We start from the raw sequence: 16,202 nt of genomic DNA on the forward strand, positions 1-16,202 counted from the left end.
CGGTATGTGTCGTCAGCGACGACGGTGCTCATATGTCGTCAGCGACGACGGAGTTCCGGCTGCAGCGGCACGTGCTTCAGACCGCCCCAGGCCAGCGCGACCGTGGTGTCCACGGCGTCCTCCTTGGGGATCGGGCGTGCGGCGTCGAGCCAGTAGCGTGCGGTGAACTGGCTCGTTCCCACCAGGCCGACCGCGAGGATGCGGGCCCGGTACGGATCGAGACCGGAGTCGTGGCTGACGAGGTCGAAGACGGCGTCGACGCACGCCTCGGTGGCCTGCTCCACTCGCCGCGACACCTGCGGTTCGCCCATCAGATCGGATTCGAAGACGAGCCGGAATCCCTGGCTGTCGTTGTCGACGAAATCGAAGAAGGCCTGCACTGCGGCGCGCACGCGCTGACGGTTGTCGGTGGTGGACCGCAGGGCCTGACGTACGCCGTTGATGAGGGTGTCCACGTAGTTCTGGAGCACGGCGCAATACAGTTCGAGCTTGCCGGGGAAGTGCTGGTACAGGACGGGCTTGCTCACTCCGGCACACTCGGCGATCTCGTCCATGCCGGCCGAGTGGTAACCGCGTGTGACGAATACCTCGCTGGCAGCCTCGAGCAACTGGGCACGACGCTCGTCACGCGGCATCCGGGCGCCCCGTTTGCCGTTGGAACCCCGGCCGGATGCTCGTTCGGTGACGTCGGTCATGCTTACTCCCAATCTGCACTACTTCCGAACGTGGCCTGTACCACCTCGGCGCTCCTCGTCTCTGCACGTTACAGGTGAAGTCGCGTGTCGAACGGATCGGCCTACCGCCCAGTATCCGTTCCCGGTGCACGAATGGGGGCGCAGGTTCGGCGCTTCGGATATCGAAATGGTCTCGATATGACATCCTGACATCCGTGATCGAGCGTGGAGGAGTGCGCGAGAGCAGGGGCCCGCAGGGCTCCTCGCCGACAGATCCTTCCCCGACGCTGCCCGGTTCGTCCCGGTCGCGAGGAACGGAACGACCCGAGGCGGGTCGCCGGTCGCACCAGCCCCTGCGTGCCGTGTGGGACCCGGTGGGACGGCCGGACCGGCCGCCGCGCCGACCGCGACCCGAACGGGACGTCCGCAAGCAGACCCGCGTGGGCAGGTTCGTCGCCACCTACGGCTGGCGCGCCTACGCCGTTCCGATCCTCGCCGTCGTGACCCTGATCGTGCTGTGGGACGCCGCGCGTGGCGCCGGAGCGGAGGAGCCCGCCGACCAGACCGACGCGAGCGAGGTCACCGAGATCATCGTCGAGGCCCCGCAACCCGAGGGAACCTTCCCCGAGTCGCTCGAGTCCGGTGCGCTGCCGGAGGGCGGCCCATTCACGGAGGTCGGTGCGCGGGAGTGGCGGGTCGTGCCCGGCACCACGGGTCAGGTCGGCGCGGGGCAGACCCGTGTGTTCACCTACACGGTGGAACTCGAGGAGGGCATCGACACCACCGGCTACGGCGGCGACGCGGCCTTCGCGTCGATGGTCGACCGGACCCTCGCCGACCCGCGCAGCTGGATCGGGGACGAGGCGGTCGCCTTCCGCCGGATCGACACCGGCGAGCCGGACTTCCGGATCTCCCTCACCTCGCAGATGACCATTCGCGAAGGATGCGGCTACGACATCCCGCTCGAGGGATCGTGCTTCAACCCCTCGATGGAGCGGGTGTTCCTCAACGAAGCGCGGTGGGTGCGCGGTGCCGTCGCCTTCCAGGGCGACATCGGGTCGTACCGCCAATACCTCGTCAATCACGAGGTCGGTCACGCCATCGGCCTGGCGCAGCACGACGCCTGCACCATCGACGGTGGTCTGGCGCCGATCATGATGCAGCAGACCTTCGGAACCGCCAACGACGACATCGCCCGCCTCGACCCGGACGGCGCCGTCCCGGCCGACGGACTGCGGTGCCGGTTCAATCCCTGGCCGTACCCGCGGGCGTAGGCGCCGGTCGGGGTCGACGGGCCGGGCGGAGTCGACGGGCGAGGTGGCGGTCGACGGGCGGAATGGGGGTCGCAGCAGGGAATGGCACCATGGACGGTGACGCAGGACGCATCGCGACAGGAGAACCCGTGACCGCAACGACACCGTCGACGCGCCGATCCCTTCCGCCGTTGGTGGAACCCGGCCCGGAGCTCGGTCGCGAGGAGGTCGCGCGGTACAGCCGTCACCTGATCATCCCGAATGTCGGGGTCACCGGCCAGCGTCGCCTGAAGAACGCGCGGGTGCTGTGTATCGGCGCCGGCGGCCTGGGTTCGCCCGCCCTGCTGTATCTCGCGGCGGCGGGGGTCGGCACGATCGGCATCGTCGAGTTCGACGACGTGGAGACGTCCAACCTGCAGCGCCAGGTGATCCACGGCCGCTCCGACGTCGGACGGCCAAAGGCGGACAGTGCCCGCGACAGCATCCTGGCGATCAACGACGGTGTGACTGTGCGCCTGCACGAGACGCGCCTGGAGTCGAGCAATGCCGTGCAGCTGTTCGAGGAGTACGACCTCATCCTCGACGGCACCGACAACTTCGCGACCCGCTATCTCGTCAACGACGCCGCGGTCCTCGCGGGCAAGCCCTACGTGTGGGGCTCGATCTTCCGGTTCGAGGGGCAGGTGTCGGTGTTCTGGGAGGACGCTCCGGACGGACGCGGCCTGAACTACCGAGACCTCTACCCCGAGGCCCCGCCGCCGGGGATGGTTCCCTCATGCGCCGAGGGTGGTGTGCTCGGTGTCCTGCCCGGCACGATCGGCACCGTCATGGCGACCGAGGCGATCAAGCTCATCACGGGGATCGGTGAGCCGTTGCTCGGCCGCCTCATGATCTACGACGCGCTTGCGATGTCGTTCCGGACGGTGACCCTGCGTCGCGATCCGGGACGGGTGCCGGTCACCGAACTCGTCGACTACGAGGCCTTCTGCGGGATCGTTCCCGATGCCGCCGCGTCGGCGCGATCGGCCGTCACCCCCAGCGAGTTGCGCCGGATGCTCGACGAGGGCCGCGACCTCGCGCTGATCGACGTGCGCGAACCTGTCGAATGGGAGATCGTCCGTATCGACGGTGCCCGGCTCGTGCCGAAGGACCGCATCCTCTCCGGTGAGGTCCTCGCCGACCTGCCGCAGAACACGCCGATCGTGCTGTACTGCAAGACGGGAATCCGATCGGCCGAGGCACTCGAAGTGCTTGTGCGAGCCGGATTCTCGGACGCGACACATCTGCACGGCGGGGTGATCGCGTGGGCGCAGCAGGTGGATCCCTCGCTACCGGTGTACTGACGGTGACCTCGTTGTGACCTGAAACAGCGGAGTGCCTTCCCGATCCGAGCGGTGTGCGGCGGTAGGTTGAGCTGCGTGAGCTCACTCGAACCGCCTCAGCACGTGTGCTCCACATTCGGTCTCCGCGACGTCGAACCGGTCCCGCTCGGGCCCGACTGGGACGGCGGTTTCCGGTGTGGAGACGTGGTGCTGTCCCGAGTCGCCGATCATGCTCGCGCGGCCTGGTCCGCCAAAGTGCGGGAGACCCTGACCGTCGACGGTGTGCGGCTGGCCCGTCCGGTGCGGTCCACCGACGGTCGCTACGTGGTCTCCGGATGGCGCGCCGACACCTACATCGTCGGTACGTCCGAGCCCAGGCACGACGAAGTGGTCTCGCTGTCGCTGCGGCTGCACACCGCCACCGCGCAGCTCGAACGTCCCCGTTTCCTCATGCAGCCTCCGGTCGCACCCTGGGAGGACGTCGACGTCTTCGTCGCGGCCGACCGCGCGGCCTGGGAAACCGTGCCCCTGCGCAGCGCCCGCGCGGCGGGTGCGCCCGAGACGGTGACCCCCGACGGCCGTAAGAGTCTCGACCTGATCAACCAGCTCGCGACCTTCCGCAAGCCCGTGCACCTGCCTGATCAGCTCGTCCACGGCGACCTGTTCGGCACGGTCCTGTTCGCCGGGCGTGCGGCGCCCGGTCTGACCGACATCACTCCCTATTGGCGCCCGGCCTCGTGGGCGGCCGCCGTCGCCGTCGTCGACGCACTGTCGTGGGGCGGTGCCGACGAAGGGCTCATCGGTCGCTGGGAGGACCTGCCGGAATGGCCGCAGATGCTGCTGCGCGCGGTCATCTTCCGTTTGGCCGTGCACGCGCTGCACCCGCGCTCGACCGAGGACGCCTTCCCGGGCCTGGCGCACACCGCCGACCTCGTGCGGTTCCTCCTGTAACACCTCACAGGGCGGCCGGGGCCGGGGTGAGCAACTCTTGACGCGACGGTCACCGCGGGCAGCACCGTAGCAACACCCGTTTCCTACCTTGGGGATCAACACGGACCCGAGGAGGAACGGCGATGACGACCTTCATCGAAAAGGAAAGTCTCAGAGACAAATTCGCGCGCAAGCACAACATCGAGCGGTGGGACGCCGAGGATGTGGAGGCGTGGGAGGCCGGCGGCAAGCAGGTCGCCAAGCGCAACCTGATCTGGTCGGTGATCGCCGAGCACGTCGGCTTCTCCGTCTGGTCGATCTGGTCGGTGATGGTGCTGTTCATGCCCACCGAGGTGTACGGCATCGACGCCGCCGGCAAGTTCTTCCTGGTCGCCGTCCCCACGCTCGTCGGCGCGATCCTCCGCATCCCCTACACCGTCGCCACCGCCCGCTTCGGTGGCCGCAACTGGACCATCTTCAGTGCCCTCGTACTGCTGATCCCCACCATCGGGGCGCTGTACCTGATGCTGAACCCGGGTCACTCCTACACGACGTTCATGCTGGTCGCGGCACTTGCCGGTGTCGGCGGCGGCAACTTCGCCTCGTCGATGACCAACATCAACGCCTTCTACCCCCAGCGACTGAAGGGCTGGGCCCTCGGACTCAACGCCGGCGGCGGGAACATCGGTGTCCCGGCGGTCCAGCTGATCGGCCTGCTCGTCATCGCCACCGTCGGCAACACCGAGCCCTGGATCGTGTGCGCGGTCTACCTGGTCCTGTGCGCCGTCGCCGCGCTCGGCGCCGCCCTGTTCATGGACAACCTCCGTGATCAGAAGGCCGACCTGCGGGCCATGGGCGCCGCGCTGAAGTTCCGCGACTCGTGGATCATCTCCTTCCTCTACATCGGCACCTTCGGTTCGTTCATCGGCTTCAGCTTCGCCTTCGGTCAGGTCCTGCAGATCAACTTCCTCGCCGGCGGCGACACCCCCGCCCAGGCCGCACTGCACGCCGCGCAGATCGCCTTCATCGGCCCGCTCCTCGGATCCATCTCGCGCCCGCTCGGCGGAAAGCTCGCCGACCGCATCGGCGGCGGGAAGATCACCCTCTACACCTTCGTCGCGATGGCCCTGGCCGCCGCGGTGCTCATCGTCGCCGGCACCCTCGACGACCGCACCACCGGCGCCGCGACCGGCGGTGTGCTGACCGCCATGGTGCTCGGCTTCATCGCCCTGTTCCTGCTCTCCGGGCTCGGCAACGGCTCGGTCTACAAGATGATCCCGTCCATCTTCGAGGCCCGTGCGCAGGATCTCGACGAACTGGATCGCGACGAGAAGGCCGCCTGGTCGCGCAGCATGTCCGGTGCCCTCATCGGCTTCGCCGGTGCCATCGGCGGACTCGGCGGCGTGGGCATCAACCTCGTCTTCCGCGCCTCCTACGGCGGCGAGGCGCAGTCCGCGACGATGGCCTTCTGGGTCTTCGCGATCTTCTACCTCGTGTGCATCGCGGTGACCTGGTTCGTCTTCCTCCGCCGCCCTCACACCACCCCCACGAGCGAGCCGTCCAGCGAGGCTCCCGCCCCGGCCCGCGTCGCAGTCTGACCGATCCCGGCACGAAGAAAGAGAACATCATGAGCCGCAAGAACGTCGTCGTCGTCGGACACGGAATGGTCGCCCACCGCTTCGTCGAAGCCCTTCGGGTCCGCGACGAGCAGAACAGCTGGTCGGTGACCGTGCTCGGCGAGGAGGCCGACGCCGCCTACGACCGCGTGGGACTGTCGTCCTACGTCGGAGCCTGGGACCGCAAGGAACTCGCCCTCGCCGGAAACGACTACGCAGCAGACGACCTCGTCGACCTGCGTGTCGGCACCCGCGCCGTGGGAATCGACCGCGCGGCCCGCACCGTCACCACCGCCGGCGGCGACGTTCTGCCCTACGACAGCCTCGTCCTCGCGACCGGCTCGTACCCCTTCGTGCCCCCCGTGCCCGGCCACGACCTGCCCGGCTGCTTCGTCTACCGCACGCTCGACGATCTCGACGGCATCCGCGCCGCCGCCGAACGCGCCAAGGCCGCCGGCCTCGCCGGCATCGTCATCGGTGGTGGCCTGCTCGGACTCGAGGCCGCCAACGCGCTGCGCCTGCTGGGCGTGACCCCGCACGTCGTCGAGTACAACAACCGGCTCATGCCCGCCCAGGTCGACGAGGGCGGCGGCCGTGTCCTCGACCGTCTCGTCACCGACCTCGGCCTCGTCACCCACACCGGTGTGGGCACCGAGAAGATCGAGGCCGGACCTGAGGCGCTCCAGGTGACCCTGTCCGACGGCTCCGTCCTCGAGGCCGGGCTCGTGATCTTCTCCGCCGGCATCCGTCCCCAGGACGAACTCGCCCGCGAGGCCGGACTCGAACTCGGCGGCCGCGGCGGTGTGCTCACCGACCGCACCTGTCGGAGCACCTCGGACGAGGCCGTCTACGCCATCGGTGAATGCGCGGCCGTCGAGGGCACCTGCTACGGACTCGTAGCCCCCGGCTACAGCACCGCCGAGGTCGTCGCCGACCGGCTCGTCGGCGGCACCGCCGAGTTCCCCGGCGCCGACCTGTCGACGAAGCTCAAACTGCTCGGCGTGGATGTCGCGAGCTTCGGCGACGCCCACGCGACGACGCCCGGCGCCCTCGAGGTCGTGCTGTCCGACTCCGCGAAGGGCACCTACGCCAAGCTCGTCGTCTCCGACGACGCGAAGACCCTGCTCGGTGGCATCCTCGTCGGCGACGCCTCCGCCTACGGCACGCTGCGACCGCTGGTGGGCCGCGAACTGCCGGGTGATCCGGCCACGCTGATCTCCCCGGTGGGGGAGAAGCCGGGCGCCGGCGCGCTGCCCGACGACGCCGAGGTGTGCTCGTGCAACGGTGTCACCAAGGGCGCGATCTGCGGCGCGATCTCCGAGGGCGCCTGCGACATCGCGCAGATCAAGTCGTGCACGAGTGCGGGCACCACCTGCGGCGGCTGCCTCCCGAGCATCAAGCAACTGCTCGCCCAGTCGGGTGTGCAGATGTCGAAGGCCCTGTGCGAGCACTTCGAGCAGTCGCGCGCCGAACTGTTCGAGATCGTCCAGGCCACCGGCATCCGCACCTTCTCCGTGCTCATCGCGCAGTACGGAACCGGACACGGCTGCGACATCTGCAAGCCGGTGGTCGCCTCGATCCTCGCGTCCACCGACTCCGACCACATCCTGCACCCGAAGCAGGCAGGTCTGCAGGACACGAACGACCACTTCCTCGCCAACATCCAGAAGAACGGCACCTACTCGGTCGTGCCGCGCATGCCCGGTGGCGAGTGCACCCCCGAGCAGCTCATCGTGATCGGTGAGGTGGCACGCGATTTCGGTCTCTACGTGAAGATGACCGGCGGTCAGCGCGTCGACCTGTTCGGTGCCCGCGTCGAACAGCTCCCGCAGATCTGGAAGCGTCTCGTCGACGCCGGCATGGAATCCGGCCAGGCGTACGGCAAGTCGCTGCGCACCGTCAAGAGCTGTGTCGGCTCCACCTGGTGCCGCTACGGCGTGCAGGACTCGGTCGGGATGGCCGTCGCCCTCGAATTGCGTTACCGCGGACTGCGATCGCCCCACAAGCTCAAGATGGGTGTGTCGGGTTGCGCCCGTGAATGCGCCGAGGCACGCGGCAAGGACGTCGGTGTCATCGCGACGGAGAACGGCTGGAACCTGTACGTGTGCGGCAACGGCGGCCAGTCGCCCAAGCACGCACAGCTCCTCGCCGGTGGTCTCGACGACGAGACCCTCGTCCGCTACATCGACCGGTTCCTGATGTTCTACATCCGCACCGCCGACCGGCTCCAGCGCACCGCGCCGTGGCTCGACGCACTCGAGGGCGGTCTCGCGCACCTCGAGGAGGTCGTGTGCGACGATGTCCTCGGCATCGCCGACGATCTCGAGGCCGCGATGGCCAAGCATGTCGAGGGCTACAAGGACGAGTGGGCCGGTGTCCTCGAGGATCCGGAGAAGCTGGCGCGGTTCGTCTCGTTCGTCAACGCGCCCGAGCAGCCCGACCCCACGGTCCGCTTCGACGACAGCGGCCCCCGCAAGGTCCCCGTACTCGTGGGTATGCCGGGCATCGGACCCGGAACCGGGGCGTGACGACCGCTTACCCCGAGGGAACGAGCGGGTAACGCGCTCGAAACACCCGGCACCCACACTTCAGGACAGCAGTTTCAAGGAGGACAGCGATGACCGTCATCGAGACGCACACCGTAGGGGGATCGACGCGCGACAGCGTGTTCGACGGGCGACTGGAATGGACCTCGGCCTGTCCGCTCAGCCATCTCATTCCGGGCCGCGGCGTGGCCGTGCTGCTGCGCGGCGGCGAGCAGGTGGCCCTGTTCCTGCTCGACGACGGAACGCTGCGTGCAGTAAGCAACTTCGATCCGTTCGGCCGCGCCGCGGTGATGTCCCGCGGTATCGTGGGCGACCGGGGCGGAGAGCCCACCGTGGCGTCGCCGCTGCTCAAGCAGGTCTTCTCCCTCGACGACGGCCGGTACCTCGACGATCCGTCGGTGCGTCTGCCCGTCTACGAGGTGCGCGTATGGGCGGGAGTCGTCCAGATCCACAGCCTCGTCCCCCGTGACCAGCGGCACGAGGGGCCGACCGGAGAGGGTTCGTGAGCGACGACAACGTGCCGTTGCGGGGATTCACCATCGGCGTGACGGCAGCTCGGCGTGCCGACGAGTTCGCCACGCTCCTCACCAGGCGTGGGGCCGAGGTCGTGCACGCCCCCGCCATCCGCATCATTCCGCTGTCCGACGACGACGAGCTCGAGCGCGTCACCCGCTGCATCGTCGCGCAGCCCCCGGACATCACGATCGCCACCACGGCGATCGGATTCCGCGGGTGGATGGGTGCAGCGGAGGGCTGGGGACTCGCCGACGACCTCGCGCAGGCGCTCGGCTCGAGCCGGATCCTCGCCCGTGGCCCGAAGGTCACGGGCGCGATCCGGGCCGCCGAACTCCGCGAGGAGTGGTCTCCTTCCTCGGAATCGTCCGCCGAGGTGCTCGAACTTCTGCTGAAGGAGGGGGTCGCCGGCCGCCGCATCGCGGTGCAGTTGCACGGCGAGCGCACCGAATGGGAGCCTGGGACCGACGTGTGCGATGCGCTGCGCGCTGCGGGCGCCGACGTCGTGCCCGTCCCGGTCTACCGATGGACGGCCCCCGAGGATCTCACCGCGCTCGACCGGATGATCGAGCAGATCGTCGAACGCGGACTCGACGCCGTGAGCTTCACCAGTGCACCGGCCGTCGCGTCGATGCTCATGCGGGCCAAGGAGACCGGCTGGCTCGAGCCGATGCTCCGGTCGCTGCGGACCGGCGTCACCGCGGTGTGCGTCGGTCCCGTCACCGCGGCACCGCTCACCGAACTCGACGTACCCGTCAGCATGCCCACCCGATCCCGGCTGGGTTCGCTGGCCCGGCACATCGCCGAGGAACTGCCCCGGCGGGCTGTGCGCATCGAGGCCGGCGGTCACGTACTCAGTCCGCGAGGGCGCTGCGTGATCGTCGACGGCACCGTGCGGTGCCTTCCCCCTACCGGGATGGCCCTGATGCGCACACTCGTCGCGCGCGCCGGTCTCGTCGTCTCCCGCGAGGAACTCCTCGCGGCCCTGCCCGGCGGTGGCGGCGACACTCACGCCGTCGAAACCGCGGTCGCCCGGGTGCGCTCGGCTCTCGGCGCACCGGCGATCGTGCAGACCGTCGTCAAGCGCGGCTACCGCCTCGCCGTCGACCCGGAAGGAATGCATCCATGACCGGTACACACGCCGACCCGGCGCTCCTGCTCGTTGCGCACGGCACCCGCAATCCGCGCGGTGTCGACATGATCGCGGCGCTCGCCGATGCCGTCTCCTCCCGCGTCGGCCCCACCCGTGTCGCCTTCGTCGACGTCCTCGGACCGTCGCCCTCGGAGGTCCTGCGCGACACCGGCCGTCCGACCGTGCTCGTCCCCGCCTTCCTCGCCTCCGGCTATCACGTGCACACCGACGTTCCGCGCGAGGTCGCGGCCGGCGGGAACGACGCGGTGACGATCACCCCCGCGCTCGGTCCCGATCCTGCTCTCGCCCGTGTCCTCGTCGAGCGGTTGCGGCAGGCCGGCTGGGTCGAGGGCGACGACGTCGTTCTCGCGGCCGCCGGCTCGTCCGACCCTCGCGCCCGCCACGACGTCCACGTGACGGCCCGCATGGTCTCGTCGCTCGTGCAGACCCCGGTGCGCGTCGGATGGATCGCCACCGGAGAACCGCGGGTCGCGACCGTCGTGGACGAGGTCCGCGCCGGCGGCGCACACCGGGTGTTCGTCGCGTCGTATCTTCTCGCCGACGGTCTGTTCCACCACCGCCTGGCGGAGGTCGGTGCCGACGGCGTCGCTGCGCCGATCGGTGTCGCCGAACCCGTCGTCGACCTCGTGGCCCGGCGCTACCGCTCCGCAGTCGACGCGTTGCGCCTCGCTCCCGTGGGAGCGGCTCGCCACCGCGCCTGAATCAGCGGGGGAGCGGCAGCAATTCGACGCGGTCGCCGTCCACCGCTCCCGGTGGCACCACGGCGATCGCGCTGCGCCCGATGAGGCCGGCGAGATGCGCGGTACGAATCGTGTTGTCGCACAACCATCGTCCCTGCACGTCCTGGCGGGCGGGGAGCAACCGCGTGATGTCGCCGACGACCTCCGAGGCGTTCGCCAGCGGAGCGGTCACAGGAGTCGCCGGGGTGCGGAGGGTGCGGCCGTCGACGATCGCAGGCAGCAGCACCAGCAGCGTCGACACCGCCGCCACCGGATTCCCGGGCAGTCCCAGCACGGCACGGCCGTCCGGCAGCGTCGCCGCGACCTGTGATCCGCCGGGCTTGCACCGCACCCGTTCGACGACCACCTGCGCGCCGGCCCGCGCCAGCGCACCGCGCAACTGATCGGCGGCGCCACCGCCCGTCGCGCCAACGATGACGATCGCATCGGCATCGGTGCCCGTGAACAACGCATCGAATCCGTCGGCGGTGTCGCGGAGATGCCCTTCACCGACCACCGTGGCGCCGCACCAGCGGACGAAGTCCGGGAGTACCGGACCCAGCGAGTCGCGCGTCTGCCCCTCGCGCAGAGGGCCGGTGCGTCGGATCTCGTCGCCGGTGAGCACTATATGCACCCGTAGAGGACCTCGCACCCGGAGTTCGGTGACCTCACCGCTGGCGGCCGCGGAGGCGACCGCCGGGCTCACGGCGGTGCCGGCCTCGGCGAGGACCGTCCCCGACTCCCAGTCCTCCCCGCGGCGCCGCGCGTCGTCGCGCACGGGCGCATCGGGCAGGCGACTGACGAGACCGCCTTCCATGCGGACGAACTCGTCGCGCACGACGGCGGTCGCGCCGGCCGGCAGGTGGGCGCCCGTCGCAATCCGGGCCGCTTCCCCGTCGCCGAGCGTGAGCGAGCCTCCGTCGCCCGCGTAGCGGATCTCGTTGCGCAACAACCACGGTCCGTCGCCCGCCACCACGTAACCGTCCATCGCCGAGGTGCGGACGCGAGGCAACGCCTCCACCGCGACGAGCGGAGCCGCCAATGTGGCGCCCCGCGACTCCTCGACCGGAACGGTGCGGAAAGGCAACGGCGACAACGCTTCCCGTAGGATTCTCCGCGCCTGGTCCGGATCGGCGGCCACACGGGTGGTCGCGGATCCGGCGCGCGCCGCCTCCAGATCGGCAGGGGTGTCGCAGTCGGTCGCCTCGGACACCGAGACGGTGACGTACCGCTCGGGCAACAACGCCTTCATGGGCCGGTTCGCGACGTCTCCACCGAGAGAGTCCAGACGCGCGGCCAGCGCCGGTGTCCGCCACGCGGCGAGCAGGAACTGCACCCGGCCGGTGTCGTCCACCGCGAAGGCGGCCTCGGCCGTCGCATCCTCGTTCAGGGCCTCCAGCAGGGCCGCAACCGTCGTCGGTGTGACGAACGGAAGGTCGGCGGCGAGAGTGACCACGAGATCGGCGACCGGATCCGCCGCTGCCAGCGCCGCGACCGGACCCGCGCCGGGCGGTGTCTCCTGGATCTGCAGCACGTGCAGGTCGAGATCGTCGCGGTGCGGACCCACCACCGTCACCCGCGCGCACCCCTCGACCGCGCCCAGGGCGGTGTCGAGCATCCTGCGGCCGCCGACGGTCAGAGCGGGCTTGTCGACGCCTCCCATGCGGGTCGCGCGGCCTCCCGCGACGATCACGGCTTCGACGTGGGTGAGCGTGCTCATGTCTTCATGCTGCCTCATCCGCCGCGCTCGTGATCGTCTGTACTCGCCGTGTCCGGCACCGATCGCACTGCCGTGTCCGGCACCGATCGCACTGCCGTGTCCGGCACCGATCGCACTGCCGTGTCCGGCACCGATCGCACTGCCGTGTCCGGCACCGATCGCACTGCCGTGTCCGGCACCGATCGCACTGCCGTGTCGCGGATAGACTGCCGGGTATGTTCTTCGGCTGGCGGAACGGCGCGGCGGTGTTCGTCGTCCTCATGTCCTGGCTCGTCTCCGCGGTCGTTCCGGTCACCGCGGTCTCCACCGGCGACACCGCCGGATTGCTCCTCGGCCTGCTGGTGGTGGTCGTCGCAGCACTCACGTTCGTCGCCGCCGCGGAGGATCCGCTGTTCGCCTTCGGTCGCAGCATCCGGGGCCCGACCTCCGAGGAACGACGTCTGCGCGGCGGGTTCCGCCGCCACTCCCACCCCGACACCGCCGGACGGCCACGTCCGCGCTCACCCGGTTCCGTCCTCGCCCTCGACACTCCGTCCGACGAGGAACACCGGGAGATTCTCCATGTTCGATCCCTATCCGCACGGCACACCCGCTGTGTCCGTCCGCAACGCCCACCGCTCGTTCGGTGACCTGACCGTCTTCACCGGGGTGAACGTCGACGTCGCCCCCGGCCGATGTTGCGCCGTGATCGGCGCGAACGGCACCGGCAAGTCCACCCTGCTCGGATGCGTCGTCGGCGTCGACCGACTCGACGAGGGCGTTGTCGAGATCCACGGCGTCCCCGTCGACGAGAGCTCGCCGACGCTGCGACGGCAGGTCGCCGCAGTCCTCGGCGACGTGGCGACATTCGCGCATCTCACCGCGCACGAACACCTGCAACTCGTCGCCACCGGTCACGGCGTGACCGACCCGTTCGACGCGGCGACACAGGTCCTCGAGGAGGTCGGTCTCGCCGCGTCGGCCGATCGACTGCCGCTGACCTTCTCGAGCGGGCAACGCCGCCGGCTCGCGCTGGCCTCCGCGCTGGTACGGCCCCGGCGGTTGCTCGTCCTCGACGAACCCGAACAGCATCTCGACGACGCCGGTCGCCGGTGGCTGGCGTCCACCCTGGAAGCCGAGAAGCGCGCGGGCGGCACCGTGCTGATGGTCTCGCACGATGTCGCGCTGGTGGACGCGGTCGCCGACCAGGTGGTGGAGGCGGACCGATGGAGCTGACCGGAACCGTCCCCAGCGCGCGCGACCTCCGCGCGCTCCGTCACGCCTTCGAGCGCCGGCGCGCGCCGCTGGTGGATCGTCCGGCCCTCGCTGTGCTGGTCGTCCTCGGCTTGTATGTCGGCGGGGGACTGGCGTGGTGGTTGTTCTCCCTTCCGGCGACGACCTTCGCGTGCGGGGACCCGATCGTGCGCGATTCGGGGTGCACCTCGGCGTGGGGATGGGCCGTCGTCGCGATCGCGGTCGCTGCGGGGACGGCGTCCACCCGGGCCGCAGGTCCGGTGACGTGCGGTACCGAGACGGAGTTCTGGCTGCTGTCCACACCGGTGGATCGCGGTGCGGCACTCCACCCGAGAGTCGCGGCGCTCCTGATCTGCGGTGCAATCGCGGGTGCTCTCGCGGGACGGTTCGCGACGTTCGTGACCACCCCGGAGGGGCGCGTCGCGTTCACATGTCTCGCTGCCGCTCTCGGTGTCGGTGCCGTCGCCCTTCCGATGCTCGTGCAGTGCCGGGTACTCGTGCCCGCGGTCGTGCGGGTCGTGGTCGGGCTGTGCCTCGTCGCCGTTCCGGGCGTGGTGACGGTCGCCGCCGTCGGCGTCGCGGTGCCACCGCCGGGACCGTTGTTCGTGGTGGGGGCGTGGATCGCCGTTGCGGCACCGGCGGTCTCGGCGTTGCGTCGATGCGACAGGATCGCTGCACCGGAGTGGAGGGTGGGATCGGACACCGCGGTCGGTGTGTCGGCGTCGTTCACGGCACTCGATCCTTCGCTGCTGACAGGCGTGGTCGAACGGAAGGCCTGGTTGCGCATCGGATCCCGCCGCTCGCGGGCCCTGCCGCGCCGCCGGATCGCGGCACTCGTCCGTTCCGATCTGCTCCGCCATGTCCGTAGGCCCACACCCGTGCTCGTCGCGTGCGTGGCGCTGCTCGGCGTCGTGGTGCTGATGTCGGTCGTATCGCCGCCCGCCGCTGTCGTGGTGCAGCTCGTCGCCGTCTTCACCGTGGCGACGATCTTCGGTGCGGGTCTGCGCGACGTGAGCCGCGATCCCGATTTCGCCGTCCTGCTCGGTACGAGCGACACGTATCTGCGTCGCGCACTCTCGGCGGTCCCGGGGTCGGCCGCGGTCGTCGCCGGTGCCGTGACGGGATTCGCCGGGAGTGCGTCGGTGGCGAGCGTCGTGATCGTCATCGTCGGTGGGTGCGCGGCCGCCTATCGGATGCGCACGCGACCTCCGATCGGGTACGACGGTCTGATCCTCGAGACGGCCGTCGGGCAGATTCCGGTCGATCTGCTCCGGCAGTGGGCACGGGGACCGGACCTACTCGTCGTCTGCGCGTGGCTCGCCGCCGTGCTCGCCTGAGCCCGGCGGGAACCGGTGTCGAGCACGGGTGAGATCGATCCGGTCGCCGGAGATCGGGACGCCCTCGAGTTCGAGACGCGCGAGTTGCCGGCGCGCGAGGTGCGAGGCCGGTCGCCCGGACGCCGGGACCACGCGGTGCCACGGCAGGTCGGCGGAATCGGTCCGCATGATCCATCCGACGGTGCGTGCACTCGACAGGCCCGCGGCACCGGCGATGTCGCCGTAGGTCGCGACCCGGCCTGCGGGCACGGAGGCCACGAGTTCGCGGACCCGCTCGATCTGCTCGTCCGTGGTGACCACCGGCTACACCATCCGGGCCACGAGTTCGGCGGTCTCGGCGGGACGCGCCTGGTCGATCATGTGGTCGCAGTCGAATTCGAGCAGGGTCAGGTCGTCGCCGAGTCGTTCCGCCAGGTCGCGACGGAAATTTGACGTGGTGTACGGGGGTTGCACCTTCCCGGCCTGCACGAAGATCGTCGGGATACCGGCCGGCGGCAGGACGGGTCCGCGGGCCAGCTCGCCCCACGAGGTCACCAGCGCAGGTACGCAGATCCGCCAGTTGACACGCCCCGAGTCGAGTTCGACGAGGTGCTCGGCGATCTCCTCGTCGAGCAACTCGGGGGCCACCTCGCCCCAGTCGCCGTGGACCTTCTCGGCCCGCGCCTCCGCCTCGTCCGTGTAGTCGGGGTTGTGGAGGGTGAGGTCGGCGATCTCGAGCATCCGGTCGGCCGGGAGGCCGATCGCCGGATCGAGGAGTACCAGCGCCCGCACCCTGTCGGGCACCGCGGCGGCGAGATGCAGCGCGAGGGCACCACCGAAGGAGTGGCCCACCACGGTGACGGGACCGGTGGTGTGTGCGTCCAGCACGGCCTTCAGGTCGGCGATGTGCGCCTCGCACGACCACGGGGGAGTCCACGGCGACCGGCCGTGACCCCGGAGGTCCGGAGCGACGAACCGCAGGTGGGGCAGGTGTCGTTCGGCGAGGTTCCGCCAGCGTCGGCCGTGACCGGTGAGTCCGTGCAGGGCGAGGACCTCCGGTCCGTCGACGGGGCCGAACAGATGGGTGTGCAGAAGATCCGTGGCACTCACGCCGACCACTATCCCAGTCGTGACTCCGCGGTGTGCCCCGGACGCTGTCGTACCCGTCTGGTGGGATGGGGTCATGCTCGACGTCGATACCGGCATC

Annotated in this window: 15 protein-coding genes; 11 read left to right on the forward strand and 4 right to left on the reverse strand. The window is 70.1% G+C overall.

What is annotated here, in order from left to right; translation table 11 throughout:
* Positions 1–38: 38 nt before the first annotated feature.
* The gene (gene fasR / locus BLV31_RS10325; protein ID WP_006550245.1) at positions 39–695 is read right to left on the reverse strand and encodes an HTH-type transcriptional activator FasR; all 657 of its coding nucleotides are present in this window, start codon (positions 693–695) and stop codon (positions 39–41) included.
* 194 nt (positions 696–889) lie between these two features.
* Here fasR and BLV31_RS10330 point away from each other — a divergent pair, with 194 nt between their 5' ends.
* The 8 genes from BLV31_RS10330 (at position 890) to BLV31_RS10365 (ending at position 10,708) form a co-directional block, all read left to right on the forward strand.
* Positions 890–1,948: a DUF3152 domain-containing protein gene (locus tag BLV31_RS10330; protein WP_371850681.1), complete on the forward strand. Its 1,059-nt coding sequence runs from the start codon at positions 890–892 to the stop codon at positions 1,946–1,948.
* Between the two features lie 89 nt (positions 1,949–2,037).
* On the forward strand, positions 2,038–3,270 hold the full coding sequence (gene moeZ / locus BLV31_RS10335) for an adenylyltransferase/sulfurtransferase MoeZ (protein WP_064061972.1): 1,233 nt from the start codon (positions 2,038–2,040) through the stop codon (positions 3,268–3,270).
* 75 nt (positions 3,271–3,345) lie between these two features.
* On the forward strand, positions 3,346–4,200 hold the full coding sequence (locus BLV31_RS10340; RefSeq protein ID WP_006550248.1) for a TIGR02569 family protein: 855 nt from the start codon (positions 3,346–3,348) through the stop codon (positions 4,198–4,200).
* A gap of 122 nt (positions 4,201–4,322) precedes the next feature.
* The gene (locus BLV31_RS10345) at positions 4,323–5,777 is read left to right on the forward strand and encodes a nitrate/nitrite transporter (protein ID WP_064061971.1); all 1,455 of its coding nucleotides are present in this window, start codon (positions 4,323–4,325) and stop codon (positions 5,775–5,777) included.
* A gap of 29 nt (positions 5,778–5,806) precedes the next feature.
* Positions 5,807–8,323, forward strand: a complete 2,517-nt coding sequence (nirB, locus tag BLV31_RS10350; RefSeq protein WP_064061970.1) for a nitrite reductase large subunit NirB — start codon at positions 5,807–5,809, stop codon at positions 8,321–8,323.
* A gap of 89 nt (positions 8,324–8,412) precedes the next feature.
* Complete coding sequence (nirD, locus tag BLV31_RS10355; protein WP_006550251.1) at positions 8,413–8,847, forward strand: nitrite reductase small subunit NirD; 435 nt, start codon at positions 8,413–8,415, stop codon at positions 8,845–8,847.
* Positions 8,844–9,983 carry a uroporphyrinogen-III synthase gene (locus BLV31_RS10360; protein ID WP_064061969.1) on the forward strand — a complete coding sequence of 380 codons (1,140 nt, stop codon included), beginning with the start codon at positions 8,844–8,846 and terminating at the stop codon, positions 9,981–9,983. Before nirD ends, BLV31_RS10360 begins: the two co-directional genes overlap by 4 nt.
* Positions 9,980–10,708 (forward strand): sirohydrochlorin chelatase, encoded by a 729-nt coding sequence (locus BLV31_RS10365; RefSeq protein ID WP_024101478.1) that lies wholly within the window; start codon positions 9,980–9,982, stop codon positions 10,706–10,708. The genes BLV31_RS10360 and BLV31_RS10365 overlap by 4 nt, the downstream gene beginning before the upstream one ends.
* Position 10,709: 1 nt before the next feature.
* Here BLV31_RS10365 and BLV31_RS10370 read toward each other — a convergent pair whose 3' ends face one another.
* Entirely contained in the window at positions 10,710–12,446 is a 1,737-nt protein-coding gene (locus BLV31_RS10370; RefSeq protein WP_072740424.1) for an NTP transferase domain-containing protein, read from the reverse strand.
* Between the two features lie 215 nt (positions 12,447–12,661).
* Here BLV31_RS10370 and BLV31_RS10375 point away from each other — a divergent pair, with 215 nt between their 5' ends.
* From BLV31_RS10375 to BLV31_RS10385, 3 genes are read left to right on the forward strand one after another with little or no spacing between them, the layout of a single operon-like run.
* Complete coding sequence (locus tag BLV31_RS10375) at positions 12,662–13,075, forward strand: DUF6412 domain-containing protein (RefSeq protein WP_064061588.1); 414 nt, start codon at positions 12,662–12,664, stop codon at positions 13,073–13,075.
* Positions 13,008–13,661 carry an ABC transporter ATP-binding protein gene (locus tag BLV31_RS10380; RefSeq protein ID WP_064061587.1) on the forward strand — a complete coding sequence of 218 codons (654 nt, stop codon included), beginning with the start codon at positions 13,008–13,010 and terminating at the stop codon, positions 13,659–13,661. Before BLV31_RS10375 ends, BLV31_RS10380 begins: the two co-directional genes overlap by 68 nt.
* The gene (locus BLV31_RS10385; RefSeq protein ID WP_064061586.1) at positions 13,652–15,016 is read left to right on the forward strand and encodes a DUF6297 family protein; all 1,365 of its coding nucleotides are present in this window, start codon (positions 13,652–13,654) and stop codon (positions 15,014–15,016) included. Before BLV31_RS10380 ends, BLV31_RS10385 begins: the two co-directional genes overlap by 10 nt.
* On the opposite strand, the gene BLV31_RS10390 is transcribed toward BLV31_RS10385, so the two are convergent.
* Entirely contained in the window at positions 14,975–15,316 is a 342-nt protein-coding gene (locus BLV31_RS10390; protein ID WP_006550258.1) for an MGMT family protein, read from the reverse strand. The two genes, BLV31_RS10385 and BLV31_RS10390, sit on opposite strands and share 42 nt — an antisense overlap.
* Before the next feature lie 3 nt (positions 15,317–15,319).
* The gene (locus BLV31_RS10395) at positions 15,320–16,105 is read right to left on the reverse strand and encodes an alpha/beta fold hydrolase (protein ID WP_006550259.1); all 786 of its coding nucleotides are present in this window, start codon (positions 16,103–16,105) and stop codon (positions 15,320–15,322) included.
* Positions 16,106–16,202 lie beyond the last annotated feature (97 nt).

It is taken from the genome of Rhodococcus pyridinivorans, assembly GCF_900105195.1.
Classification (GTDB): domain Bacteria; phylum Actinomycetota; class Actinomycetes; order Mycobacteriales; family Mycobacteriaceae; genus Rhodococcus; species Rhodococcus pyridinivorans.